The sequence below is a fragment of the Streptosporangium oxazolinicum genome, from assembly GCF_039537505.1.
In the GTDB taxonomy this organism is placed as follows: domain Bacteria; phylum Actinomycetota; class Actinomycetes; order Streptosporangiales; family Streptosporangiaceae; genus Streptosporangium; species Streptosporangium oxazolinicum.
Genome location: NZ_BAABAQ010000021.1, coordinates 68435 through 92535 on the forward strand (window position 1 = coordinate 68435; position 24101 = coordinate 92535).

Annotated in this window: 21 protein-coding genes, 2 tRNA genes, 1 pseudogene and 1 riboswitch; of the genes and pseudogenes, 13 read left to right on the top strand and 11 right to left on the bottom strand. The window is 68.3% G+C overall.

The genetic code is table 11. The features are described from left to right. Positions 1 to 137: 137 nt before the first annotated feature. The 4 genes and pseudogenes from ABD817_RS37960 to ABD817_RS37975 form a co-directional block, all read left to right on the top strand. Positions 138 to 532, top strand: a pseudogene (locus tag ABD817_RS37960) (transposase); the annotation flags it as partial. A 345-nt stretch (positions 533 to 877) separates the two neighbouring features. Then, positions 878 to 1336 carry an SMI1/KNR4 family protein gene (locus tag ABD817_RS37965; RefSeq protein ID WP_344923324.1) on the top strand — a complete coding sequence of 153 codons (459 nt, stop codon included), beginning with the start codon at positions 878 to 880 and terminating at the stop codon, positions 1334 to 1336. Between the two features lie 16 nt (positions 1337 to 1352). Then, the gene (locus ABD817_RS37970) at positions 1353 to 1886 is read left to right on the top strand and encodes a DUF4265 domain-containing protein (RefSeq protein ID WP_344923308.1); all 534 of its coding nucleotides are present in this window, start codon (positions 1353 to 1355) and stop codon (positions 1884 to 1886) included. Between the two features lie 187 nt (positions 1887 to 2073). After that, positions 2074 to 2520 carry a hypothetical protein gene (locus tag ABD817_RS37975; protein WP_344923309.1) on the top strand — a complete coding sequence of 149 codons (447 nt, stop codon included), beginning with the start codon at positions 2074 to 2076 and terminating at the stop codon, positions 2518 to 2520. Between the two features lie 225 nt (positions 2521 to 2745). Here ABD817_RS37975 and ABD817_RS37980 read toward each other — a convergent pair whose 3' ends face one another. The 4 genes from ABD817_RS37980 to ABD817_RS37995 form a co-directional block, all read right to left on the bottom strand. Then, a complete protein-coding gene (locus ABD817_RS37980) occupies positions 2746 to 3720 on the bottom strand; it encodes a coiled-coil domain-containing protein (RefSeq protein ID WP_344923310.1) in 975 nt (324 codons plus the stop codon). Between the two features lie 3 nt (positions 3721 to 3723). Next, a riboswitch (cyclic di-AMP (ydaO/yuaA leader) is annotated at positions 3724 to 3860 on the bottom strand. Positions 3861 to 3932: 72 nt separating this feature from the next. Then, positions 3933 to 5012, bottom strand: coding sequence for a galactose-1-phosphate uridylyltransferase (galT, locus tag ABD817_RS37985; protein ID WP_344923311.1), 1080 nt, complete (start codon positions 5010 to 5012; stop codon positions 3933 to 3935). Further along, positions 5009 to 5812 carry a DeoR/GlpR family DNA-binding transcription regulator gene (locus ABD817_RS37990; RefSeq protein WP_344923312.1) on the bottom strand — a complete coding sequence of 268 codons (804 nt, stop codon included), beginning with the start codon at positions 5810 to 5812 and terminating at the stop codon, positions 5009 to 5011. Before ABD817_RS37990 ends, galT begins: the two co-directional genes overlap by 4 nt. Positions 5813 to 5898: 86 nt before the next feature. Then, positions 5899 to 6495: an HD domain-containing protein gene (locus tag ABD817_RS37995; protein ID WP_344923313.1), complete on the bottom strand. Its 597-nt coding sequence runs from the start codon at positions 6493 to 6495 to the stop codon at positions 5899 to 5901. A gap of 243 nt (positions 6496 to 6738) precedes the next feature. Between ABD817_RS37995 and ABD817_RS39725 the strand changes: the two genes are divergently transcribed. Further along, entirely contained in the window at positions 6739 to 6816 is a 78-nt protein-coding gene (locus tag ABD817_RS39725) for a 50S ribosomal protein bL37 (protein WP_425583456.1), read from the top strand. A gap of 51 nt (positions 6817 to 6867) precedes the next feature. Here ABD817_RS39725 and ABD817_RS38000 read toward each other — a convergent pair whose 3' ends face one another. Beyond that, positions 6868 to 7437, bottom strand: coding sequence for a TIGR03086 family metal-binding protein (locus ABD817_RS38000; protein WP_344923314.1), 570 nt, complete (start codon positions 7435 to 7437; stop codon positions 6868 to 6870). 211 nt (positions 7438 to 7648) lie between these two features. On the opposite strand from ABD817_RS38000, the gene ABD817_RS38005 reads away from it, so the two are divergent. After that, on the top strand, positions 7649 to 9193 hold the full coding sequence (locus tag ABD817_RS38005) for a choice-of-anchor I family protein (protein ID WP_344923315.1): 1545 nt from the start codon (positions 7649 to 7651) through the stop codon (positions 9191 to 9193). 120 nt (positions 9194 to 9313) lie between these two features. On the opposite strand, the gene ABD817_RS38010 is transcribed toward ABD817_RS38005, so the two are convergent. The 5 genes from ABD817_RS38010 to ABD817_RS38030 form a co-directional block, all read right to left on the bottom strand. Continuing rightward, the gene (locus ABD817_RS38010; protein ID WP_344923316.1) at positions 9314 to 10987 is read right to left on the bottom strand and encodes an ATP-binding SpoIIE family protein phosphatase; all 1674 of its coding nucleotides are present in this window, start codon (positions 10985 to 10987) and stop codon (positions 9314 to 9316) included. Between the two features lie 44 nt (positions 10988 to 11031). Continuing rightward, positions 11032 to 12618, bottom strand: a complete 1587-nt coding sequence (locus tag ABD817_RS38015; RefSeq protein ID WP_344923317.1) for a phytoene desaturase family protein — start codon at positions 12616 to 12618, stop codon at positions 11032 to 11034. A gap of 219 nt (positions 12619 to 12837) precedes the next feature. Continuing rightward, positions 12838 to 13269, bottom strand: a complete 432-nt coding sequence (locus ABD817_RS38020) for a VOC family protein (RefSeq protein ID WP_344923318.1) — start codon at positions 13267 to 13269, stop codon at positions 12838 to 12840. Between the two features lie 90 nt (positions 13270 to 13359). Further along, positions 13360 to 13719: a helix-turn-helix domain-containing protein gene (locus ABD817_RS38025; protein WP_425583457.1), complete on the bottom strand. Its 360-nt coding sequence runs from the start codon at positions 13717 to 13719 to the stop codon at positions 13360 to 13362. A gap of 227 nt (positions 13720 to 13946) precedes the next feature. Further along, positions 13947 to 14017, bottom strand: a tRNA-Gly gene (locus ABD817_RS38030). Between the two features lie 88 nt (positions 14018 to 14105). Here ABD817_RS38030 and ABD817_RS38035 point away from each other — a divergent pair. Continuing rightward, positions 14106 to 14179 (top strand) — tRNA-Pro (locus ABD817_RS38035). Between the two features lie 172 nt (positions 14180 to 14351). On the opposite strand, the gene ABD817_RS38040 is transcribed toward ABD817_RS38035, so the two are convergent. Further along, positions 14352 to 14861 carry an ATP-binding protein gene (locus ABD817_RS38040; protein ID WP_344923320.1) on the bottom strand — a complete coding sequence of 170 codons (510 nt, stop codon included), beginning with the start codon at positions 14859 to 14861 and terminating at the stop codon, positions 14352 to 14354. A 243-nt stretch (positions 14862 to 15104) separates the two neighbouring features. Between ABD817_RS38040 and ABD817_RS38045 the strand changes: the two genes are divergently transcribed. From ABD817_RS38045 to ABD817_RS38070, 6 genes are all read left to right on the top strand, one after another. Next, positions 15105 to 15971, top strand: coding sequence for a helix-turn-helix domain-containing protein (locus tag ABD817_RS38045; protein WP_344923321.1), 867 nt, complete (start codon positions 15105 to 15107; stop codon positions 15969 to 15971). A gap of 209 nt (positions 15972 to 16180) precedes the next feature. Beyond that, on the top strand, positions 16181 to 17566 hold the full coding sequence (gene tig / locus ABD817_RS38050; protein WP_344923322.1) for a trigger factor: 1386 nt from the start codon (positions 16181 to 16183) through the stop codon (positions 17564 to 17566). 445 nt (positions 17567 to 18011) lie between these two features. After that, complete coding sequence (locus tag ABD817_RS38055) at positions 18012 to 18656, top strand: ClpP family protease (protein WP_425583454.1); 645 nt, start codon at positions 18012 to 18014, stop codon at positions 18654 to 18656. Between the two features lie 11 nt (positions 18657 to 18667). Beyond that, positions 18668 to 19312 carry an ATP-dependent Clp protease proteolytic subunit gene (locus ABD817_RS38060; protein WP_326642780.1) on the top strand — a complete coding sequence of 215 codons (645 nt, stop codon included), beginning with the start codon at positions 18668 to 18670 and terminating at the stop codon, positions 19310 to 19312. 192 nt (positions 19313 to 19504) lie between these two features. Beyond that, positions 19505 to 20785 (top strand): ATP-dependent Clp protease ATP-binding subunit ClpX, encoded by a 1281-nt coding sequence (gene clpX, locus ABD817_RS38065; protein WP_329084422.1) that lies wholly within the window; start codon positions 19505 to 19507, stop codon positions 20783 to 20785. Positions 20786 to 21034: 249 nt separating this feature from the next. Then, positions 21035 to 23620 (top strand): valine--tRNA ligase, encoded by a 2586-nt coding sequence (locus ABD817_RS38070; protein ID WP_425583455.1) that lies wholly within the window; start codon positions 21035 to 21037, stop codon positions 23618 to 23620. The last annotated feature ends 481 nt before the right edge of the window (positions 23621 to 24101 follow it).

Genomic DNA, 24101 nt, shown 5'->3' on the forward strand with positions numbered 1-24101 from the left:
CTCACCGAGGATGATCTAAGCGACGCAATGAACGGTCATCCACCCTCTCACAGAATCCCCTTTAGACCCGTTTGGCCGATTTAAAAGACGCCCACTTTAGACCGTGAATCATTTGGTAATCGGTCGTTGGATAAGACGTGGATACATTCCTTCAGCGACTGGTCCCTGACGAGTTGTGGGAGCTGTTTCAACGCGTGGTTCCGTCGGCGCCCACCCGGCCGCAAGGCGGTGGACGGCGGCGCGCAGACGACCGGATGATCCTGGCCGCGATTGTGTACGTGGCCACCACCGGGTGCGCATGGCGGCAGCTCCCGCCAGTTTTCAGCGCCTCCTGGCGGACGGTGAACCGTCGCTTCGCCGAGTGGAGCGCCGCCCGGGTGTGGGCCGAGCTGTATCGGATCATTTTGGACGAGCTGGGCGCACGCGGAGAACTGGACTGGTCGCGATGCGTGATTGACTCGGTCAGTGTACGTGCCATGAAAAGGGGGAACTGACAGGTCCGAATCCTGTCGATCGCGGCAAGGCCGGGTCGACCACTTCGCGTCCCTCGTCGCCATCGCCGCAGCACTCATTTGCTACCGCCGCATGACCAAATGAGTCACGGTCTTAAGAGAGCGGTGCTCCTATGGTCCGGTGTACTGGGTGAGCTGCGGGGACGCTAAGCATCAAGAGAGCCACGACTTGATCATCTCGTATATGTCCCATACCTGGAGGTGCCGGGGAGGGCGGCCCTAGCTCTGTGCTGCACGTGCAGCAGCCACTCGAAACGGCATATTTTCTTTACATGAGCGCCTAGTACGCATGGTCTGAACACTTTCCCGCAAGGCGTCCGGTAACCGATGGGTCTGATCTCTCGGCGATCAGTCCACTCGGCGATCTGTATCCCCCGGCTACCGAGTCAGAGATCCGCCATCTTGAACAGAGGCTAGGCGTGGAGCTGCCGCCGAGCTACCGGCAGTTTCTCCTGTTCGCGGGCGGTTGGGGCAGCGACGATGACTGCTGCCTGCTGCGTGTCAAGGAAGTCGGCTGGCTCCGTGATGTCGATCCCTCGAGGGCCGAGAGCTGGTCAACGCCCAAGAGAGAGAACTCATGGAGCGTGCCCGATGAGCTCTACTTCGTCTATGGACAGGAGCAGGACCCCATCCACATGAGAGGAGAGTATGTACCCGACACCCTTCTGGCCGGTTATTGGGCCGATGGAGTGGCTCTCCTCAACCCCCACGTCAGAACCCCTGAAGACGAGTGGGAGACCTGGTATCTCGCACCTTGGCTACCCGGCGCCAACCGCTACAGGTCCTTCTGGGACCTCGCAGCGCACGAGCTAAGAACCAGCTGACGACGACCGTTCACCGGTGGCCGGGTCCCAGAGCGTGATCGTCCGGCTGCTGGAGTATGGCCGGCACCAACACCTCTCACCCGGGAGACGCGTCATCACCATCATCACGCACGACAATCCGATCGGCCGTGACCTCAGCAACCACATGATCCACGCGGATCTCTCCGAACGCGTGGACGGCTGGCGCGAACAGCTGTGGACCCGTCGGCTGACCTCGGACAGGTTCGAGATCACATGCCTGCCGTTCTTCACCCGCGGCATCTGCCACCGCGACGTCGTGACCGTCGACGATCAGTATCTGGTGGCGGCCGTGGTCGAAAAGTCGGGCCACCGCACTTTGCGGGTCGCCCTGGTCCGGCAGCACCCTTACCGTGACCGGTTCCACGAGCTCCTTCATCGCGAAGTGACGGCTTCCGGTCTGGCTCATGAGTGGCTGCAGGGCACCTACCTCTCCGTCGACCTCCCCCCAGGTGCTGACCCGGATCCCCTGGTAAAGGTCCTCACCGACCCGGAAGAGACAGGTGCGCTCTTCTGGGAGATCGACTCCTGAGATCGCGAATCATTCTGTTAAGAGTTCTCAGGCGTCGGTCATATCCGACAGTGGTCGCCGGGCGGGTATGACCGAGTAATTGCCCTGTTGTGCGCGCCGGGCCAGGATCGCTGGCATGAACGTCTTCTGTGAGTACTACCGGGCTGCGGATCGTGCGGCGGCGGTCATCCAACCGGACCGTTCCCGTGTGATCGACGATCCTGAGTACGGAGTCGCCGGGTTCGACGCCGTGGAGACCAAATGGGTCGACCCTCAGGTGATCCTGGGCCAGCTCGTGGCGTTCATCGGCGATGTCGACTTCTTCCTCGGCCTGGTCGATACGGTGCCCCTGTACCCCTCGTATCCCGATCCGGCCCCGCAGACCGACGAGGAGTGGGACGCCCTGCCCGAGGACTCCCCCTACCTGGGTGGGGCGGTCATCGACGAGTTGCCGGTGAACGCGCGTGACATCCTCGCCGGCGCGGACGACTCATCCCTGCCCGCGGTGGCGGAACGCTGGGCGAAGATCGAGGAGTTCTCTCCCCACTCCTCGGACGACGGGGAATACCTGCTGTCCCTCGTCAAGGATCTTGTCGGGCTGGCCCGCCGTGCGAAGGAGCACGACCAACTGCTCTACTGCTGGATGTTCGTCTGACCGAGGTGGTCACCGAAAGAGTCCGGTGGAGAATCCGTGGCGTCGTAGGTGCTCAATCGCGTCGAACTGGGGGTCCGCATCCACTGTGTGCGGACGCGGATCCGGGCTTCACCCTGCGGACCTACACGCACCGCATGCGCAGGGCGATCGACGGCGCCTGGGGCGGTGCTGCAAATCCTGAGAGGGGCGCCCGGCGGAGAAAGTACAGATCAGCCCCTCGTGGCGCTAGTACATCGAGATGTGCGGATGGTCGAAGTGGTTGGCCGTGACGCCGCCGCGGTTGGACATGAATCTCCAGCCGGAGCCGTGGTTGATGCGCTGGCGCCAGATCACGTACTTCACGCCGAGTTTGGCCTTGTTCTTGATGGCCCAGGCGGAGATCTCGTCGCCCAGCGCGACGTTGGCGGCCGAGGGCATCGTGCCGCCGGTGCTCATCATGAAGTCGCAGGCGCGGCCCAGGGGGTGCTCGCCGCCGTCGTTGGCGGACCGGTAGCAGCCGACCGCGTACGGGAGGCTGAAGCGCCTCATGACGGCGTCGCGCATGATCCGGGTGCGGTCGGTGATGTTGTCGGCGCCGGTGGGGAGCTGTGGGGCCCAGCTGCCGTCGGCGCGGCGGCCGGAACCGGTGGGGGCGAGCCGGTCGAGCTTGTCCTTCATGTCGCGGATCACGTCTTCGGCCTCCTCGCGCTGCGCCTGTACCTCCTTGGCCTCCTCACCGATCTCGTCGGTGAGCCTGGCGGCCGTCTCGGACGCCTTCTTCCTGCGTTCGAGGCTGCTGGCGAAGCCCTCCAGGTGGGCGCTCTGCTGGGCGGTGAGCTGCTCCATCACCGCGGCGGCGCCCATGTCGTCGGAGAACATCAGCGCGGGCAGCCCTCCGCCGCTGCTCTGGTAGCGGAGCTGGACGATGGAGTCGACCTGCCGTTTGGCCTCGACGTAGACCTGTTCGGCCTTCTCCAGGTTCTGCTTGGCGACGCTCTCGGCCTTCTGCGCCTTCTTGAGGGACTCGCGCTTGGCCGCGTAGGTCTCGATCAGCTTGTCGACCTTCTTGCCGAGCCTGGCCAGGTCGGCGCGGAGCTTGGCCTCGGTGGGCTTGGGTTCCGCGCTTCCCGCCGTGGGGGCACCGAGGGTGAACGCGGCGATCGAGCTCAGGCAGAGGACCAGAGCCGCATGCCGACGGAACGTGGGGGACGGGGCCGCCACGAACTCTCCTCTCCTTCCGCCTACCGGGTTAGCTGACGGGTTCGGGCTGGAGGAAGCCCTTCCACCGAAGTGGTTTCACCCCAGGTGCGGTGGTTCCCCGGCTCTCGGGCAAGGTGCCCGGGATTAGGCAAATCAGCATTTACAGCCGATGTGGGAAGGATAGTAGTGGTAAACAGCAGGTCATGCGACCTCAAGACGAGACCAAGCGGTAATCAGTTCGTGACAACAGAGCGCAGGAGATGTGCTGTGTCCTCGGGTGACACGTCGTTCACGAAGGCGCCCATCGCCGACTCCGACCCGGCGAGGTATTTCAGCCTGTCCGGCGCGCGGCGGACGCTGAACAGCTCCAGACGCGCGTACGACAGATCGCGGCCGGTGGAGACCGGCGCCTGGTGCCAGGCGGCGACGTAGGGCATGGGCACGCCGAACAGCCCGTCGAGGCGGCGGAGCACGTCGGTGTAGAGGGGGCCGAACGCCGCGCGCTCCCCGGCGTCCAGCGCGACCAGGTCGGGGACCCGGCGGTGCGGGTAGAGGTGGACCTCCACCGGCCAGCGCGCCGCGGCCGGGACGAAGGCCGTCCAGTGCTCGTTCGAGCCCACCACCCGGACCCCGGCCGCCCGCTCCGCGGCCAGGACGTCGGCGAACAGGTTGCCGCCGGTCCGCTCCCTGTGCCGCTCGGCCGCCCCGAGGGTCAGCCGGGTGCGCGGGGTCACGTAGGGGTACGCGTAGATCTGGCCGTGCGGGTGGGCCAGGGTGATGCCGATCTCCGCCCCCCGGTTCTCGAAGCAGAACACCTGCTCCACGCCGGGCATCGCCGACAACTCCGCCGTACGGTCGGCCCAGGCCTCCATCACCAGCTCGACCCGCTCGGGGGAGAGGCGGGAGAACGAGGAGTCGTGCTCGGAGGTGAAGCAGACCACCTCGCACCTGCCGACCGCTGGGCGGATCTCGCTCAGCCCCCCGATCTCCCGGTGGACGCCCGGCTGCGCGGAGAACGACGGGAACCGGTTCTCGAAGACCACCACGTCGTAGCCGGAGGAGGGCACCTCGGTGAGGTTGCCGGGGGTGGAGGGGCAGAGCGGGCACTCGCCGGCCGGGGGCAGGAAGGTGCGGCCCTGGCGGTGCCCGGCCACCGCGATCCACTCCTCGGTCAGCGGGTCGTAGCGCAGCTCGGAGGCGGCGGGCCGGGGTGGCAGGTCGCGCCGGTCGGCCGCCCCGCGGTCGGCGTCGTCGCGCCGGTCGAAGTAGAAGAGCTCCCGGCCGTCGGCCAGGTGGGTGATCGTACGCTTCATCGGCCGGCGATCTCGCTCTCCTGCCGGGGTTCCGTGATGATCAGCTCGCCCACCGAGGCGGTGAGCTCCTCCCGGGCCTCCTCGGTCAGGCCGGAGTCGGTGACCACGACGTGGGCTTCGGCCAGCTCCGCGATCGTGCTGACGCCGACCGTGCCCCACGTGGTGTGGTCGGCGGGCACCACCAGGCGGTGCGCGGAGGCGACCAGCTCGCGATTGGTCTCTGCCTCGAGCAGGTTGGTGGTGGTGAACCCGGCGCGGGCGCTCATCCCGTGCACGCCGAGGAAGAGGGTGTCGACGTGGAGGCCGCGGATCGCCGAGACCGCGACCGGGCCGACCAGGGCGTCGGAGGGGGTGCGGACCCCGCCGGTCAGCACGACCGTGCGATCGGCCCTGGGGGAGCGGTGGAAGACGTCGGCGATCGGGATCGAGTTGGTGATCACGGTCAGCTCGGGCACGTCGACCAGGTGGTGGGCGAGCGTCCAGGTCGTGGTCCCCGCGGAGAGCGCGATGGCCGTGGCGGGCCGGACGAGCCGGGCGGCGTGCCGGGCGATCGTCTCCTTCTCCTCCGCCCGCGGGCGCGCCGACGTGGCGGCGAAGCCCGGTTCCTCGGCCGCGCCGGGCCCGGCGGCGGTGGCGCCGCCGTGGACCTTCTCCACCAGGCCGCGCTCGGAGAGCACCTCCAGGTCACGCCGGATCGTCATGTCGGACACGCCGAGCTCCCGGACGAGATCGGCGACCCTCACCCCGCCGCTACCGCGCACCCTCTCCAGGATCGCCTGCCGCCGCTGCTGGGCGAGCATTGCCTCACTCCCCTTAATCCATCAGATTCCATCAAATTACCACAGGAAGGATGGTGGAAGACTGTTGGATTGTGGTGACCAACCGCTCACAGCCGATCGAGTTCCGCCGTGATGTTGGCTCTCGCCGCCTCCTCCAGGTCGGCGACACGGAAGATCACCGGAAGATCGAGCAGCGAGCGCAGCACGGCGGCCCTCCCGGCCCTGAACGCGTCGTCGGGGACGAAGCCGTACTCCTCGCGCACGGCCGCCGCGTAGGCGGCGTAGACCTCGGGGGAGGCGCCCAGGATCGCCAGGTCCGCGTCGGACAGCACGGCCCCGTCCGCGTCGCCGGGCGCGGGGTCGTGCGTGACGGTCAGCCTGACCAGCCGGGCGACCGTCGTCACGGCCTCCGCGGGCAACCCCAGCTCCGGCAGCGCGCGCTCGGCCAGCCCCGCGCTCCGCTCCTCGTTGTCGCCGCGCCGGGGGTCGTAGACGGCGTCGTGGAACCAGGCCGCCAGCCGTACGAGGTCCGGACGCCCGGCGTGATCGGCCAGGGTGTCGACGTGGGTGAGCACGGCCTCCAGGTGGGCGGTCGTGTGATACCTGCGGTGCGGCTCGTCGTACCGGGTGATCAGTTCGCGGCCGAGGGGGTCGGCCCCGGGGCCGGCCAGGGATCGCCAGCGGGCCATCAGCTTCTCGCTCATGTGACGGAGCCTAGAACCCGGCCGGCGCCGCGCCGGAGGGGACGGGAGGCGCTCGCCGGGGCGCGGAACGTCAAGGCTGGGGCGGTACCGGGGAAATACGGTCTACTGGAGCCGGGCGGATCGCCGTCCGGGCCTTGTGTGCCGGGCATTACGGGAGGAATGTGAAGGTCTGGGCGGGTGTGAGGCCGAGTCCCGTACGGACCCGGAGGAACCCCGGAGAACCTCGGCGAAGGGGTGGTCGGCATGGGCAGGCGAGCACGCAAGGCCAGGGCCCGCAAGAAGCGCAAGGCCAACCACGGCCGGCGGCCCGCGGCGGGCTAGCGGCCCGCTCTCCCCCACGGAGGCCGCGTGCGGGCGTCCGGGGAGCGGGCGTCAGGCGCGGCGGCCCCAGGAGGCCAGCAACCGGGTCTGCGCGTCGGTGTCGGGGGGCGTCTCCCGCTGCCCCCCGGCGGTCGCGGCCTGCCGGTAGCCGGGCTCCGCGTCGCTGAACCAGGCGGCGCAGGCCTCGACCAGCTCGGGATCGAGCCGTTCGTCGGCGCCGATGGCGCGGGCCAGGTCCCAGGTGTGGATGAGCGCGTCGGCGAACAGCTCGGTGACGTACTCCCGGCCGGGCACGTCGCCGAACGGCAGGTGGACGAGGCGGTCGAGGGCGCGGACACCCGTCGCCGCCTGGATGGCGGGCACGGCCGAGGTGTCGAACGCCTTGATGGGGTCGTCGCCCAGCAGGTCCCCCTCGAAGGCGTCACCGACGTCCGCGGAGGTCCCCCCGGCGAGCAGGACGGGAGCCCACAGGTTCTCGCCGACCACGTGGTTGACGAGGGCGCGCACGTCCCAGTCGACGCACGGCGTCGGGTTCTCCCACTGCTCGGGGCCGATCCGGTGGACGAGAGCGCCGAAGTCGTCCAGTGCACGCTGGTAAGCCTCGGGTATGTCGATGGTCATCATGCCCCTCCCGATGCCCTCCCGGGTTTCCTCCCGGCTCTCATCTTGACCGTAACCCCTCGACAGCCAGTAGTCATCGCGTCAACGGGCATGACCGGCATGCCCGAGGTGTCCGGGGGAATCCGTGCGGGGTACACCCGACCGTGGGGCTTCATCCCGTGGTCACCTCGACGTCAGGGAGAGGTCACGATATTTCGTGAAAATTCGCCTCATGCGCACCACGACTTTCACCCGGGCGGCCGCCGCGGCGGTCACCGGCCTGCTCCTCCTCCCCCTCTCCGTGGCCCCGGCCGCCGCCGAATCCGGCGACGGGGGCCTCAAACTGACCTTCCTCGGCCGTTACACCACCGGTACCGTCGCCGCCGGCGCCTCGGAGATCACCGCGTACGACGCCGCGACCCGTCGGGTCTTCGTGGTGAACGCGCAGGCCGGCACCGTCGACGTGCTCGACATCCGCGACCCGCGCAAGCCGCGCAAGGTCGCCACCCTGGCCACTCCCGGCGCCAACAGCGTCGCGGTGCGCCGCGGCCTGGTCGCCGTCGCCCAGCAGGCCGAGGTCAAGACCGACCGGGGCACCGTCGCCTTCTTCGACGCCCGGAGCGGCAGGAAGCTCAAGCAGGTGACCGTGGGCGCGCTGCCCGACATGCTGACCTTCACCCCGGACGGGAAGCGGGTGGTCGTGGCCAACGAGGGCGAGCCGTCCTCCTACTGCGAGGGCGAGGTGGCCGACCCCGAGGGCTCGGTGAGCGTCGTCGACCTGCGCCACTGGACGGTGCGGACCGCGGGGTTCACGAAGTTCGACGCCGAGCGGCTGCGGGCCAAGGGAGTGCGGATCACCGGCCCCGGCGCCACCGCCGCCCGGGACCTGGAGCCGGAGTACGTCACCATCGAGGGCGACACCGCCTACGTGACCCTCCAGGAGAACAACGCGCTCGCGATCGTCGACCTGGACCGGGCGTCGGTCCGCGACGTCGTCCCGCTCGGGCTGAAGGACTGGTCGAAGACCGGGTTCGACGCCTCGGACAAGGACGGGAAGATCGACATCAGGCCCCGGCCGGTGAAGGGCATGTACCAGCCCGACGCGATCGCGCACTTCCGCGACCACGGGCGGACCTACCTGGTCACCGCGAACGAGGGCGACGGTCGCGACTGGGACTGCCACGCCGACGAGGTCAGGGTGAAGGACCTGAACCTCGCGCTGCCCGACGCCGCGAACCTCAAGAAGGACACCGAGCTCGGCCGGCTGAACGTGGCCGCCGACTCTCCCAAGGACGCGAGTGGCGCCTACACCGAGCTGCGCGCGTTCGGCGCCCGCTCGATCTCGGTCAGGTCCACCTCGGGAGCGCTCGTCTGGGACTCCGGGGACCAGTTGGAGCGGCTCGTCGCCAAGGAACTGCCCGACGCCTTCAACGCCGACAACGAGGAGGACGACTCCTTCGACAGCCGCAGCGACAACAAGGGCCCCGAGCCCGAGGGGGTCACGGTCGGCGAGGTGCGCGGCCGGACCTACGCCTTCGCCGGGCTGGAGCGGGTCGGCGGGATCGTCGCCTACGACCTCGCGAACCCGAGGGCGCCGCGCCTGGCCGGATACGTTAACACCCGTGACTTCACCGGCTCGATCGAGGACGGCACGGCCGGAGACGTCGGCCCCGAGGGCGTGCTGTTCGTCCCCGCCGGGGACAGCCCCACCCACCGCCCGCTCCTGGTGGTCGGCAACGAGGTCAGCGGCACCACCGCCGTCTACGAGATCCGCTGACGGTTCGCCGGACCCGCTCCGGCGTAGCTCGGCACTAGTGAGGCCCCACGCCGCGTTCCTCGCGGCGTGGGGCCTCACTAGTGCCGGAGCGGACGGCGACACCGGAGCCCGTACGGGGCCCTAGGGCAGCCTCTGCTCGACCCAGACGATCTTGCCCTTCGGAGTGAGGCGGGATCCCCAGCGGTGGGCGAGCCAGTTGATGAGGTGCAGGCCGCGGCCGGTGTCGTTGGTGGTGGACGCCTCCCGCATGACCGGCTCGGAGGAGGAGCTGTCGGACACCTCGCAGACCAGTGTGGGCCCGCGCAGCAGCCGCAGCTCGACCTCGCCCTGACCGTGCTCGACCGCGTTGGCGACCAGCTCGCTGACCATGAGCTCGGTGTTGTCGCAGAGCGAGGCCAGCCCCCAGTCGTCGAGCGTGGCCCGGACGAAACGGCGGGCCTGGGAGGCCGAACGGCGGTCGGAGGGCAGCGACGTCTCGACGACCTCGTTCTCCGTCAGCTCGGACACCCTGGCCAGCAGCAGGGCGATGTCGTCACGCTCGTGTCCCGGCCGCTGGGCCCTGATTGTGAGGTCGCAGACCTCCTCCAGATCGTGGTCCGGGCCGGACAGCAGGCCGCGCAGCGCGTTGATGCCCTCCTCGATGTCCCGGTTGCGGCTCTCCACCAGGCCGTCGGTGTAGAAGGCGAGCACCGTCCCGCCGGGAAGGGTGAACTCCCGCATCTCGGCCGGTTCGTTGCCGATGCCCAGGGGGAGCCCCGGCGGCAGCTCCAGCAGCTCGGTCTCGCCGCCGGGCCGCACCAGGATCGGCGGCACGTGCCCCGCGCAGGCGATCGCGCACCGCCGGGTGACGGGGTCGTAGGTGGCGTACACGCACGTGGCGATCTGGCTGGCGTCCAGGTCCTGGCTCATCAGGTTGAGCCGGAACAGCACGTCGGCCGGGCTCAGGTCCAGGCTGGCCAGCGTGCGCGCGGCCGTGCGGAGCTGGCCCATGGTGGCGGCCGCCCTGATGCCGTGCCCCATCACGTCGCCGACGACGAGGGCGACCCGGCAGCCGGGCAGCGGGATCACGTCGTACCAGTCGCCGCCCACCCCGACCAGGTCGCTGGCCGGCAGGTAGCGGGAGGCGATCGTCAGGCCCAGCGGCTGGGAGAGGTCGACCGGCAGCAGGCTGCTCTGCAGGGTCAGCGCGGTGCGGCGCTCGCGGTTGTAGAACCGCGCGTTGTCCAGGCAGACCCCGGTCCTGGCCGCGAGCTCCTCGGCCAGGTTGACGTCCTGCTCGTCGAAGGGCTGGCTGGTCGGCCTGCGGGTGAAGATGACGAAGCCCAGCACCCGGCCGCGCGCCTTCAGCGGCACCACCAGGAACGAGCTGTCCTCCAGCACCTTCGACACCGAGTCGCGCTTCCAGAACCGCCCGATCTCCTCGGCGGTCCTGCGCCCCAGCCGGGGGTAGAGGATCGGGTTGCCGGTGGCCATGCACCGGGCGTACGGGGTCCAGGCCTCGTAGACGGCCACCTCGTCCACGGGGAAGGCCCTGGCGTACTCGCCGGGGGAGGGGTCGGCCACGCCGACCGCGATCCGCCGCACCAGCGCCGAGCCGTCGGTGGTCTCCTGGGGGAACTCCCCCTCGGTCACCAGCCGGTCCTGTACGAGGATGCCCGCCGCGTCCGCGAAGCGCGGCACGGCGACGTCCATCAGCTCCCTGCCGGTCTCGAACACGTCCAGCGTGCTGCCGATGCGTTTGCTGGCCGCGTTGAGCAGGGACAGCTGCTCGTGCATGGATGCGGGGCTGCCCATCCTGAACCCTGGTGTCGCTGGATCCTTGGTGACGAAACGGGACTTCACTCGCTCCACCGGGGTGCGGGAACCGGCGTCCACCAGGTTTCCAGTTCGAGGTCTTCTGCGATGGCGTTGGCGCCGTTGTAGCCGGGGGCCGCGGAGACCGAGCCGCCCGGGTGACTGCTGGCGCCGCAGAGGTAGAGGCCGTCGACGGGGGTGCGGTACTGGCCCATCTCGGGGACCGGCCGGTTGCCGCCCAGCTGGGACGGCTCGTAGGCCCCCACGTGGTGGCTGCCGCGCACCATGTTGACGCAGTGCCGCTCGATGTCGAGCGGTGAGAAGACCCGTTTGCCCAGGACGGCGCCCGCCGCGAGGTTGGGGGCGTACTCGGCCCACTCGGCGAGCAGCCGCTCCCCGACCTCCTCGCGCCGCAGGTCCCAGTTGGCCGGATCGCCGCCGAGGTCGTACGGGGCCCACGGCCACCAGAACGCCACGTGCTTGCCGTCCGGCGCGTACGAGGGGTCGAACAGCGAGGGGCACGCGCCGTTGCCGGCCAGCCGGTCGGGCAGCTGCCCCCGGTGGATCTGGTCGAAGGTGCGGCCGAGCTGCTCGCTGTCGTCGGCGCCGAGCACCACGAGGAAGGCCCGGTCCACGTCGGGCTCGAACTCGGCGGCCCGGTAGCGCGGCGCCTCGTCGAGCGCCAGGTGGAGGGTGACGAGACTGTGCCCGGCCCACTTGTAGTCCTCGACCTTGGCCGTGATCTCCGCGCCGAAGTTCTCCGGGCCCGCCAGCCGTACGGTCTGCGGGGCGTCCACCGCGCTGGCCACGAACCGGCGGGCGGTGAGCACGTCGCCGCCGGCGAGCCGCACCCCGGTGGCCCGCCCGTCGTCGACCAGGATCCGCTCGACGTGGGCGCCGGTCACCACGGTGCCGCCGTGCTCCTCGACGACGGCGCGCAGCGCGCTCGCGACGTTGCCCGCGCCGCCCACGGGCACGCCGAGCCTGGCGATGCGCGACAGCAGCCGGGGGAAGAAGCCGCCGGTGCCGGGGACGTTCTCGATGGAGATCGCGTGCAGGAAGGACTTGAACAGGACCCTGACCTGGTCGCTCTCGAAGTTCCTGTCGACGGCCTCGTAGAGCGAGAGCGGCATGTAGCTCATCATGTCGCGGCCGAGGTCGCCCTTGATCCGCTCGGCGAGCACCGGTGGCGGCAGCGGCCTGGAGTACAGGAAGCCGTTCATCAGGCCCCTGGCCGCCTCGGCGTAGCGCTCGTACAGCTCCAGCCAGCGCGCGGCGTCGGCCTTGGAGAAGCGGGCGAAGGAGTCGGCGGTGCGCTTGGGATCGGTGTAGACCGTGATCGCCCGGCCGTCCCTGAAGACCGTGGCGTGCTGGGTCTCGGGGTAGACGTAGCGCAGGCCGTACCGCTGGAGCTCCAGGTCGGCGGGGACCGGGCCCTCCTCCAGGAAGTGGTAGCTGCTGTGGGTGTTGTGCCGGAACCCGGGGAGCGTGAGTTCCTGAGTGCTGCAACCACCGCCCGCGACGTCGTTGCGCTCGACGACCGCGACCGACAACCCCGCCTTCGCGAGGTAGGCGGCACACGTGAGGCCGTTATGACCCCCGCCGACGATGACGCCGTCGAACTCCGACACTTTCCCTCCAGAGGGGCACTCTGACTGCTGGTATGGAGGATTGTAAAGAATGATCTATATGCGAACCTCGTGTTTAACAGAGATTCCCGGATATTTCCAGACGGGTTAGGACTTGGTATCACTTGGGGAGCGGGGTATTCGCCCCCCCGCTCCCCAAGTCGCTCCCCGAACCCCCGGACCCATGGCCGTGTGCCCCCGGCCCTGACCCGGACGGGTCGATCAGCCGGCGGCCTCGCCCGTACCGGCGTTCGGCTGGTTGAAGCGGATGTGGTTGCCGAAGGGGTCGCGGAGGCCGCAGTCGATGCCGTACGGCCGCTCGGTGGGCTCCTCGGTGAACTCGACGCCCAGGTCCAGCAGCCTCTCGTACGTCTTACGGCAGTCGTCGGTGGTGAAGATGAGGTGGCCGCCCGTGGCGCCCTTGGTCACCAGGTCGCGGACCTGCCGCGCCGTCTCCTCGGACATCATCGGACCGCCCGGCGTCTCCAGCAGGACCTGACGCTCGGGGTGGCCGGGGACGCCGACGGTGAGCCAGCGCATGACGCCCAGGTCGACGTCGGCGCCGACCTCCAGGCCAAGCTTGCCGACATAGAAGTCCAGGGCTTCGTCCTGGTCGAGAACATAGATCTGCGAATGCGTGATGGCGTTGAACATGCGCACGACGCTACCGGGGCGGGCCGGTCGAAAACTTATCCAAAACTGATCAATCGGGGACGGTACGGACAGCGTGGACAGCCCGGACGATCAGCCGCTCGGCCGCGTCCACGCCATCGCGAAGCACGTCGGCACGCCCACGGCCGTCGCCTCCCTGCGGTACGTCCTCGGCGACCGGCCGACGATGTCGCGGAACGTGCGGCTGAAGGTTCCCGGACTGCCGAAGCCGACCTGGAAGCAGATGTCCGTCACGCTGTGGCCGGTCTCCCGCAGCAGGAACATCGCGCGCTCGACCCGGCGGCGCTGCAGATAGCGGTGCGGCGTCTCGCCGAACGTGGCCCGGAAGGTGCGGGTGAAGTGCGCCTCCGACACATGGGCGATCCGGGCCAGGGCCGGGACGTCCAGCGGCTGCGCGTAGGCGCGGTCCATCGCGTCCCGCGCCCGAAGCATGCGGCGGTTGCTCTCCTCCACGGCGCGGCTCACGACGCCATCACACCACGATTCTCCATCGCCCGTGAGCCCTCCGCCCGGCGCGGGGCGGTGCGCCACGACGGCGCGGGGAAAGGAAAAAAAGAAAGTTAGTGGCACGCGGATGGCGTGGAAGTCCGATACGAGCGCGGGAAATCCAAAAGGCCAGGTCAACCATGTGCTGGTTGACCTGGCCTTTCGCCATTCCGAGCGGACGACGGGAATCGAACCCGCGTAGCCAGTTTGGAAGACTGGGGCTCTACCATTGAGCTACGTCCGCACGAGCCGACGTCAGTCTGGTCTAGACTTCATCCGTTCGTCAGGGCGTAAGCGTACCGGAGTTCCGGAGCGTGCGCGCACTCGACTTACGGGGTGTGGCGCAGTTTGGTAGCGCACCTGCTTTGGGAGCAGGGGGCCGCAGGTTCAAATCCTGTCACCCCGACGCGTGCCGGGCATCGGTTCCGACCGATGCCCGGTTCTTCGTTGTATACGGTTCTTCGTCGCGACGCGCGGGGCGCGCGAGACACGTGAGGCGTTCGGCGCCTTTGGCGTGGGGTGTGGGCCGAGGTGCCCGTACGGGACGGTCCCGCTATGGCCCGAACCGTGCCCGAACGTCAGGGGCGAGGACTGAAGAAGGCCCAGACGGCCTTGCCGCCGCAGTTGAGGTGGTCCCAGCCCCAGCCCTGGCTGTAGGTCTCCACGATGTAGAGGCCCCGGCCGTTCTCCGAGACGAAGTCGGGCTCCTTGGGAGTCGGGATCTCGTTGCTCGGGTCCGTCACGGCCAGGAGCACGTGTGGGGAGAGGTGCACCAGGACGAGCGTGATCGGAGTGATCTCCGTCTGGCCGGGCGGACACAGCGCGTAACGGACCGCGTTGGTGACGAGTTCCGAAACCACTAGCGCTGCGTCATCGCTGAGCTCCGCCAGTCCCCAGTCGTGGAAGGTCGAGCGTGTCACGTCCCGGGCGGTCTTCACCGAGTCGGCCTGACTGGGCAGGGGGCACGCCGTGGCGCCGGAGTGGTTGGCCTCCAGCAGCTCGTCAAAGCTCACCTGGCGGGTCGCCTGCAGGTAGTCGGCAGCCGATTGTGGCTCCTCCACCATCCTGCCGGTACCTCCCGCTGTCATCGTGAGTCTCCGTACCACTTGAGAGTTTTCAGAGCTTGTGCACCATAAGCCCAATATGCACTAAGCCATCATGGGTCACCGGAACGTCTGCTGCAAGACCCAAATGCACGTGCAGTTGCAATGTGCAGCCGCATGGGCGGTTAGGACAGCGACTTGGCGAATTGGGCAGGGAGTTGAGACCTTGTCATAGCGGCCGGAAGTAGTGACACTGTGTGCGCTGGCCCAAGTACAGAGGGAGGCGAAGTGACGCAGGTTCAACCGGGATCGGGTCCCACAGCTCTGCGTATCCTCTTAGGCTCCCAACTGCGTCGCCTGCGCGAGGCCAAGGGGCTCACGCGCGAGGAGGCGGGCCACCTGATCCGCGGATCCGAATCCAAGATCAGCAGGATGGAGCTCGGCCGGGTGGGGCTGAGGGAACGCGACGTGGCGGACCTGCTCACCTTCTACGGGGTGGAGGACGAGCGCGCCCGGTCGGCGGTGATGGATCTCCTGCTGCGGGCGAACGAGCCCGGCTGGTGGCACCGGTTCAACGACCTGCTGCCCTCGTGGTTCCAGACGTACGTGGGCCTTGAGGAGGCGGCCTCCCGGATCCGCACCTACGAGGTGCAGTTCGTGCCCGGCCTGCTGCAGACGAAGGAGTACGCCAGGGCGGTCATCACCGCGGGAAGCGCCGGTGTCTCGCCCGAGGAGATCGCCCGCCGCGTCGACCTGCGGATGCAGCGCCAGCAGGTGCTCGGACGGCCGGACGGCCCGTTCTTCTGGGCCGTCATCGACGAGGCGGCGCTGCAGCGTCCCATCGGCGGCGCGGACGTCATGCGCGCCCAGCTGGAGCACCTGCTCGACCTCATGCGGCAGCCGAACATCACGATCCAGGTCATGCCCTTCAGCTTCGGCGGCCACAGCGCGGAGGGCGGGGCCTTCAGCGTGCTCCGCTTCAACGACAACGAGCTCCCCGACGTCGTCTACGTGGAACAACTGGCCAGCGCCCTCTACCTGGACAAGCGCGAGGACGTCGACCGCTACAGCGAGGTCATGGAGCGGCTGTGCGCGGTCAGCACCACGCCCGGGGAGACGAACGACATCCTGCGGCGGATCATCAAGGAGGACTGAGCGGCCATTGGTCGCTCCATGGTGCCGCTCTGCCCTAGACTGGCCAGCGGCGCTGAACACCCGCCGCTGTGGAGCATGCCCTAATCTCGCGTGTCTCGACGGCTGTGCCAGGTGCCGCTCATGTGGGCGCGGCGCGCGAGCTTGCCGCGGTAGCCGTTACGACCTGACGCGCCCGCGATCACTCGAAGCTTTATCAAGGAGACGACCCCGTGAAGACCGCTGTGGAGGAGCTCAGCCCGACCCGGGTAAGGCTTACCGTCGAGGTGCCGTTCGAGGAGCTCGGCGAGAGCCTGCAGGCGGCGTACAAGAAGGTCGCGCAGCAGGTGCGCGTGCCCGGGTTCCGCCCCGGCAAGGTTCCGGCCCGCATCATCGAGCAGCGGTTCGGCCGCGCCGTGGTGCTGGAGGAGACCCTCAACGACGCGGTGCCCAAGCTGTACGGCCGGGCCGTCGACGAGAGCGACATCTTCCCGGTCAGCCAGCCGGAGATCGAGGTCACCAAGATCGATGACGGCGAGCAGGTCGAGTTCACCGCCGAGGTGGACGTCCGTCCCGGCTTCGACGTCCCCGACTACCAGGGCATCGAGGTGACCGTCCCGGTCTCCGAGGTCTCCGACAAGGACATCGACGAGCAGCTGGACGGCCTGCGCCAGCGTTTCGCCACGCTGACCGGCGTCGAGCGGCCCGCGGCCTCCGGCGACTTCGTCGTCATGGACCTGGCCGCCGCGATCGACGGCGTCAACATCGAGGAGCAGCAGGCCAGCGACGTCTCCTACGAGGTCGGCGCCGGTTCGGTCCTGCAGGGTCTGGACGACGCCCTGGTCGGTCTGTCCGCGGGGGAGACCAAGGAGTTCACCACCAACCTGGTCGGCGGCGAGAACGCCGGCGAGGAGGCCGTGGTCACCATCACCGTCAAGAGCGTCAAGGAGAAGGTCCTCCCCGAGCTCGACGACGAGTTCGCCCAGCTCGCCAGCGAGTTCGACACCCTCGACGAGCTCAAGGCGAGCATCAGCGAGACGGCCCGCCGCAACAAGCTGATCGACCAGATCGTCCAGGCCCGCGAGAACGCCCTCGACGCCCTGCTCGACAAGATCGACATCCCGCTGCCCGAGAGCGCGCTCAAGGCCGAGGTCGACAACCGCAAGCACAACCTCGAGCACCAGATCGCCGACAGTGGCCTGAGCAAGGAGGCGTACTTCCGCCTCTACCAGACCACCGAGGAGGAGCGCTTCGCGGAGTTCGACGAGAGCGCGGCCAAGGCCCTCAAGACGGGCTTCGTCCTTGACAAGATCGTCAAGAGCGAGGACCTCGGCGTCAGCGAGCAGGAGCTGACCAATTTCGTGGTGCGCCGCGCCATGCAGATGAACGTCGCGCCCAACACGCTGGCCCAGCACCTCGCCGACAACGACCAGCTCACGCTGGCCATGGTCGAGATCGTCCGCGACAAGGCCAAGAGCGTCGTCGGCGACGCCGCCAAGGTGGTCGACGAGGCCGGCAACGAGGTCGACCTCAAGGCCATCTACACCGAGATCAACGGCGAGGAGGTCTCCGAGGAGGCCGTCGAGGCCGACAAGGACGAGGTCGAGGTCGCCAAGTAGTCCCGGCCGAGAGGGAGACGCCGGGTCCGCCCGGCATCCCGCTCGCCCGACGCCCCCGCCGCGTTCCACGCGACGGGGGCGTCCTCGTCTTCCGGGCGGCGGTGAGCGTGCCGCAGGGCGGCGTCTGAAGGCCCCCGGAATCTCCCCGGCTCTCCGCGCTCCGCGGGGGCCTCGCGGGTTCCTGGGCCCTCTGAGAGCCGCCGGTGCCGTACATGTCCCTCTGTCGGTGGTCCGCCTCCGCCCTCGCGAGCCGCGACACGCCGTACGGGCCCTGGCTTCGGAGCCTTCGCCGGAGTACGCGGCGGGGGGTTCCGGAGGTGGTGGGGGGACGGCGGGCAGCATGCGCCGTCAGCGAACAGTGCGTTGAGGCGGCATGTCCGGTAGGTGGCGCGCGTTAAGGTCACAAGCAAAGCCAATCGATTACGACGCATCGGAAGGTGACGCTGTGACCAGCCCGCCGACCTTCTACCAGCCGACCGGCTCCGGGCCCGAGTCGATGAGCCAGCCGAACGGCTCGTTCAGGCTCGAAGACCAGCTCTACCAGCGGCTGCTGCGTGAGCGCATCATCGTGCTGGGCACCCAGGTCAACGACGAGATCGCCAACCGGATCTGCGCCGAGCTGCTCCTGCTCGCCGCGGACGACTCAGAGCGCGATATCTGGCTCTACATCAACTCGCCAGGCGGTTCCGTGACCGCTGGTATGGCGATTTACGACATGATGGAATATGTGCCTAACGATGTGTGCACGGTCGCGATGGGTCTGGCCGCTTCCATGGGCCAGTTCCTCCTCTGCGCCGGCGAGCGGGGCAAGCGATACGCCCTGCCGCACGCCCGCATCATGATGCACCAGCCTTCGGGCGGCATCGGCGGCACCGCCGCCGACATCGCCATCCAGGCGGAGCAGATGCTCTACGTCAAGAAGACCCTTGCTGAGCGCATCGCGTTCCACACCGGTCAGAACCTCGAGCAGATCGAGGCCGACTCCGATCGCGACCGCTGGTTCACGGCCGAGGAGGCCAAGGACTACGGCTTCATCGACCAGGTCGTGCGCAGCGCTCGGCAGGTGCCCTCCACGGGCGCCGTCTCCTGAAGGGGCACAAGGTGAGTGAGTTGATCCGGCCGGGAGACATCAACGGCCGCTACGTTCTTCCATCCTTCACCGAGCGCACGTCCTACGGCATGCGGGAGATGAACCCGTACGCCAAGCTCTTCGAGGACCGCATCATCTTCCTCGGCGTGCAGGTGGACGACGCGTCGGCCAACGATGTCATGGCGCAGTTGCTGACCCTGGAGTCGCTCGACCCCGACCGTGACATCAGCATCTACATCAACTCGCCGGGCGGTTCGTTCACCGCCATGACGGCGATCTACGACACGATGCAGTTCGTCCGGCCGGAGATCCAGACGGTCTGCCTGGGCCAGGCGGCCTCGGCGGCGGCGGTCCTGCTGGCCGGCGGCACGCCGGGCAAGCGCTTCGCCCTGCCGAACGCCCGCATGCTGATCCACCAGCCCTCCACCGAGGGGGGCGGCCAGGGAAGCGACATCGAGATCCAGGCGCGTGAGATCCTCAGGATGCGCGCGCAGATGGAGACGATCATCGCTCAGCACTCGGGCAGGGCACCGGAGGCGGTCCGCAAGGACATCGAGCGGGACAAGATCCTCGACGCCGTCGAGGCCAAGGAGTACGGGCTGATCGACGACATCATCCCGTCCCGCAAGAAACTCGCGAAGGCCGTAGCCTCCTAACGAGGCATATCGCACCGGAACCGTGCCGAATCAGGCACGTTCCGGTGCGACTCGCCGCTAGGGGGCTCACTGAGGGCTCAGAAGACGGTAACGTCGAAACCTAAGCGGGATGACTTTTCGATCGGGTATCGGACCGGTCGGAAGAAACGGACCGCGGCAGCCAGGGCGGTCCCACGCAAAGGAGTATCTGGGGTGGCACGCATCGGCGACGGGGGAGACCTGCTGAAGTGCTCTTTCTGTGGAAAGAGCCAGAAGCAAGTCAAGAAGCTCATCGCCGGACCCGGCGTATACATCTGCGACGAGTGCATCGACCTCTGCAACGAGATCATCGAGGAGGAGCTCAGCGAGTCCTCTGAGCTCAAGTGGGACAGCCTTCCCAAGCCGAGGGAGATCTACGAATTCCTCGACGCCTACGTCATCGGTCAGGACCAGGCGAAGAAGGCTCTCTCCGTAGCGGTCTACAACCACTACAAGCGGGTGCAGTCCGGCGAGCGCGGGCGTGACGACGGCATCGAGCTGTCCAAGTCCAACATCCTGCTCCTGGGCCCCACCGGTTCCGGCAAGACACTGCTCGCCCAGACGTTGGCGAAGATGCTGAACGTTCCGTTCGCCATCGCCGACGCCACCGCCCTGACGGAGGCGGGCTACGTGGGCGAGGACGTCGAGAACATACTGCTCAAGCTGATCCAGGCCGCTGACTACGACGTCAAGAAGGCCGAGACCGGCATCATCTACATCGACGAGGTCGACAAGATCGCCCGCAAGAGCGAGAATCCGTCGATCACCCGGGACGTCTCCGGCGAGGGCGTGCAGCAGGCCCTGCTGAAGATCCTGGAGGGCACGACCGCGAGCGTGCCGCCGCAGGGTGGCCGCAAGCACCCGCATCAGGAGTTCATCCAGATCGACACCACCAACGTGCTGTTCATCTGCGGTGGGGCCTTCGCCGGTCTCGAAAAGATCATCGAGTCCAGGGTCGGCCGCAAGGGCATCGGTTTCAACGCGATCATCCGCTCCAAGGAAGACATCGACGGCGCCGACATCTTCGAGAACGTCATGCCCGAGGACCTGCTGAAGTTCGGCATGATCCCCGAGTTCGTCGGCCGGCTCCCGGTGATCACGAGCGTCCACAACCTCGACCGCGAGGCGCTCATCCAGATCCTCACCGAGCCGCGCAACGCCCTCGTCAAGCAGTACCGCCGCCTGTTCGAGCTGGACAACGTCGAGCTTGAGTTCACCGACGACGCGCTGGAGGCCATCGCCGACCAGGCGATCCTGCGCGGCACCGGCGCCCGCGGCCTGCGGGCGATCTTGGAGGAGGTCCTCCTCTCGGTGATGTACGAGGTGCCGTCGAGGCAGGACGTGGCACGCGTGGTCATCACCCGCGAGTCGGTCCTGGAGCACGTCAATCCCACGCTCGTCCCGCGCGACCAGCTCAACAAGCAGCAGCGGCCGCCGCGCGAGAAGTCGGCCTAGAGACCCGCGCGAACCGCTCCTGGTTCGCACGATCGGCGCCCCCCACGGGTTCTCCCGTGGGGGGCGCCGCCGTTTCCGGGGCCGTATCCACCGTTCTCCGCCTCGTGTCCGCCGGTGTCCGTCGTGGTTCGCGGCCGTTCGTCGGTCTCCGCCTGGGGGAGGGGATCATCCCGCCCGCCGGAAGAAGTCACCGGAGAAGTGATCCATAGGACGGTCCGTGGGACAGGGGACACGCGGACATCCCTAGACTTGGGCATCGTGACGACGCCAGAGCTGCCTACCCAGTACGCACCCGCCGACGTGGAGACCCGGAGCTACGAGCGCTGGGTATCGGAGGGGCACTTCACCGCCGACCCGAGCAGCGAGCGCGAGCCGTACAGCATCGTCCTGCCCCCGCCGAACGTGACCGGTGTCCTGCACATCGGCCACGCCCTCGACCACTCCATCCAGGACGCGCTGACCCGCCGCGCCCGCATGCGCGGCCAGGAGACGCTCTGGCTGCCCGGCATGGACCACGCCGGCATCGCCACCCAGAACGTCGTCGAGCGCGAGATCGCCAAGGACGGCCTGTCCCGGCACGACCTCGGCCGTGAGGCGTTCGTCGAGCGCGTCTGGCAGTGGAAGGAGGAGTCCGGGGGCCGGATCCTCGGCCAGATGAAGAAGCTCGGCGACGGTGTCGACTGGTCGCGCGAGCGCTTCACCATGGACCCCGGCCTCTCCCGGGCCGTCCAGACGATCTTCAAGAAGCTCTTCGACGACGGGCTCATCTACCGCGCCGAGCGCATCATCAACTGGTGCCCGCGCTGCCTGACCGCGCTGTCGGACATCGAGGTCGAGCACAGCGAGGACGAGGGCGAGCTCGTCTCGATCCGCTACGGCGACGGCGACGACTCCATCGTGGTCGCCACCACCCGGGCCGAGACGATGCTCGGCGACACCGCCGTGGCCGTGCACCCCTCCGACGAGCGGTACGCGCACCTGATCGGCCGAGAGGTGGAACTGCCGCTCACCGGGCGCCGCATCCCGATCGTCGCCGACGGGCACGTCGACCCCGCCTTCGGCACCGGGGCGGTCAAGGTCACCCCGGCGCACGACCCGAACGACTTCGAGATCGGCCGGCGCCACGCGCTGCCGTCCATGACGATCATGGATGAGCGGGGAGTGGTCACCGCACACGGTCCGTTCCAGGGTCTCGACCGCTTCGAGGCGAGGCCCGCGGTGGTGGCCGCGCTCCGCGCGGAGGGCCGGATCGTCGCGGAGAAGCGCCCCTACCTCCACTCGGTCGGTCACTGCTCGCGCTGCAAGACCGTGGTCGAGCCCCGGCTCTCGCTCCAGTGGTTCGTCAACGTCTCGCCGCTGGCGAAGGCGGCCGGCGACGCGGTCCGCGACGGCCGGACGAAGATCCACCCGCCGGAGCTGGCCAAGCGCTACTTCGACTGGGTCGACGACATGCACGACTGGTGCATCTCCCGGCAGCTGTGGTGGGGACACCGCATCCCGGTCTGGTACGGCCCGGACGGAGAGGTCGTCTGTGTCGGCCCCGACGAGCAGGCGCCCGCGGGCTACGTCCAGGACCCCGACGTCCTCGACACCTGGTTCTCCTCGGGACTCTGGCCGTTCTCCACCCTCGGCTGGCCGGACAAGACGCCGGAACTGGCGAAGTTCTACCCGACCTCCGTCCTGGTGACCGGCTACGACATCCTGTTCTTCTGGGTCGCCCGGATGATGATGTTCGGCATCTACGCCATGGACGGTGAGCCGCCGTTCCGGACCGTGGCGTTGCACGGCATGGTCCGCGACCAGTACGGCAAGAAGATGTCGAAGTCGTTCGGCAACGTCGTCGATCCACTCGACTGGGTCGAGCGCTTCGGCGCCGACGCCACCCGCTTCACGCTGCTGCGCGGCGCCAACCCCGGCTCCGACGTGGCGATCAGCGAGGAATGGGCCGGGGGCTCGCGCAACTTCTGCAACAAGATCTGGAACGCCACCCGCTTCGCGCTGATGAACGGCGCCGTGACGGGCGAACTCCCGACCGAGGAGCTGACCGCCGCCGACCGCTGGATCCTCTCCCGGCTCCAGGAGATCGTCGCGTCGGTGGACACCGCGTTCGAGAACTTCGAGTTCGCCAAGATCTCGGACCTGCTGTACCACTTCGCCTGGGACGAGGTCTGCGACTGGTACGTGGAGCTCGCCAAGATCCAGATCGCCTCTGGCCAGGAGCACACCCGGCTGGTGCTGGGCCACGTCTTCGACGCGCTGCTCCGCCTGCTCCACCCCCTGGTGCCGTTCGTCACCGAGGAACTGTGGCGTGCGGTCACCGGGCGGGAGTCGATCGTGGTCGCATCCTGGCCGACGGTCCAGGAGTCGCTGCGCGACCCCGCTGCGGAGGAGGAGATCCTCGCCATGCAGGGACTGATCACCGAGGTGCGCAGGTTCCGTTCCGACCAGGGGCTCAAGCCGGGCCAGCGGGTCGCCGCGAGGCTCTCCCTCACCGGTACGGCACTCGCACCGCACGAAGGGGCGATCCGGTCGCTGCTCCGGCTCGACCAGCCGTCCGAGTCGTTCGCCGCGACCGCCAGCCTTGACGTGGCCGGGATCGCCGTGGAGATCGACACAGCGGGGACGATCGACGTGGCCGCCGAGCGCAAGCGCCTGGAGAAGGATCTCACGGTGGCGCGCAAGGAGGCGGCCCAGGTCGCCGCGAAGCTCGGCAACGAGCAGTTCATGGCGAAGGCGCCCGACGACGTGGTGACCAAGGTGCGCTCCCGTGCCGCACAGGCCGACCAGGACATCGAACGGTTGCTCGCCCAGCTGGCGTCGCTGCCGGTCGGCTGACCGTCCGCGGTGTGAGTTCGCGGAGGGGGCGCGTCCTGCCGATCGAGGTTTCGGCCTGACAAGCGGCGATGCGGCCTGGCAGTCCTGCGGAAAGACCGTTCCGGGTCGGCGGTCGCCTTGACGAAACCCTGGGGTCTCTTGACCCCAGGGTTTCGTGTTTGAGGGCTGGCGCCTCAGGGAAGACCTAGTTCTTACCGGGAAGTTGGTCATCGCAGTCCTACGGGGCTGCTAGAGTTCTTCATGCAGGGCAGCGTCCTGCACACTCCTTCTGAAAATCCCGGCAAACCGGGCGCGTCTGTACGATTGGACAGCGGCCGGATGTTGGAGTAAGTTAGAGGGGTTGCCCTGGAAACAGGGCGTCGCAATCCTAGCGGGTTCGACGGGATCGAGTCGAGCGTCGGAGAATCCGACAGTTTGACACGAAAACGACGCTCTCGATAAGATAGTGAATACGAAATGGAACGCCCCGGAGTTCTACCCG

What these genes read in the sequence shown, in the direction of transcription:
- galT (WP_344923311.1), bottom strand. Translation starts at nt 5,012, where the DNA reads ATGAAGCGTACGATCACCCACCTGGCCGACGGCCGGGAGCTCTTCTAC.
- ABD817_RS37990 (WP_344923312.1), bottom strand. Translation starts at nt 5,812, where the DNA reads ATGCTCGCCCAGCAGCGGCGGCAGGCGATCCTGGAGAGGGTGCGCGGT.
- ABD817_RS37995 (WP_344923313.1), bottom strand. Translation starts at nt 6,495, where the DNA reads ATGAGCGAGAAGCTGATGGCCCGCTGGCGATCCCTGGCCGGCCCCGGG.
- ABD817_RS39725 (WP_425583456.1), top strand. Translation starts at nt 6,739, where the DNA reads ATGGGCAGGCGAGCACGCAAGGCCAGGGCCCGCAAGAAGCGCAAGGCC.
- ABD817_RS38000 (WP_344923314.1), bottom strand. Translation starts at nt 7,437, where the DNA reads ATGACCATCGACATACCCGAGGCTTACCAGCGTGCACTGGACGACTTC.
- ABD817_RS38005 (WP_344923315.1), top strand. Translation starts at nt 7,649, where the DNA reads ATGCGCACCACGACTTTCACCCGGGCGGCCGCCGCGGCGGTCACCGGC.
- ABD817_RS38010 (WP_344923316.1), bottom strand. Translation starts at nt 10,987, where the DNA reads ATGGGCAGCCCCGCATCCATGCACGAGCAGCTGTCCCTGCTCAACGCG.
- ABD817_RS38020 (WP_344923318.1), bottom strand. Translation starts at nt 13,269, where the DNA reads ATGTTCAACGCCATCACGCATTCGCAGATCTATGTTCTCGACCAGGAC.
- ABD817_RS38025 (WP_425583457.1), bottom strand. Translation starts at nt 13,719, where the DNA reads ATGCTTCGGGCGCGGGACGCGATGGACCGCGCCTACGCGCAGCCGCTG.
- ABD817_RS38040 (WP_344923320.1), bottom strand. Translation starts at nt 14,861, where the DNA reads ATGACAGCGGGAGGTACCGGCAGGATGGTGGAGGAGCCACAATCGGCT.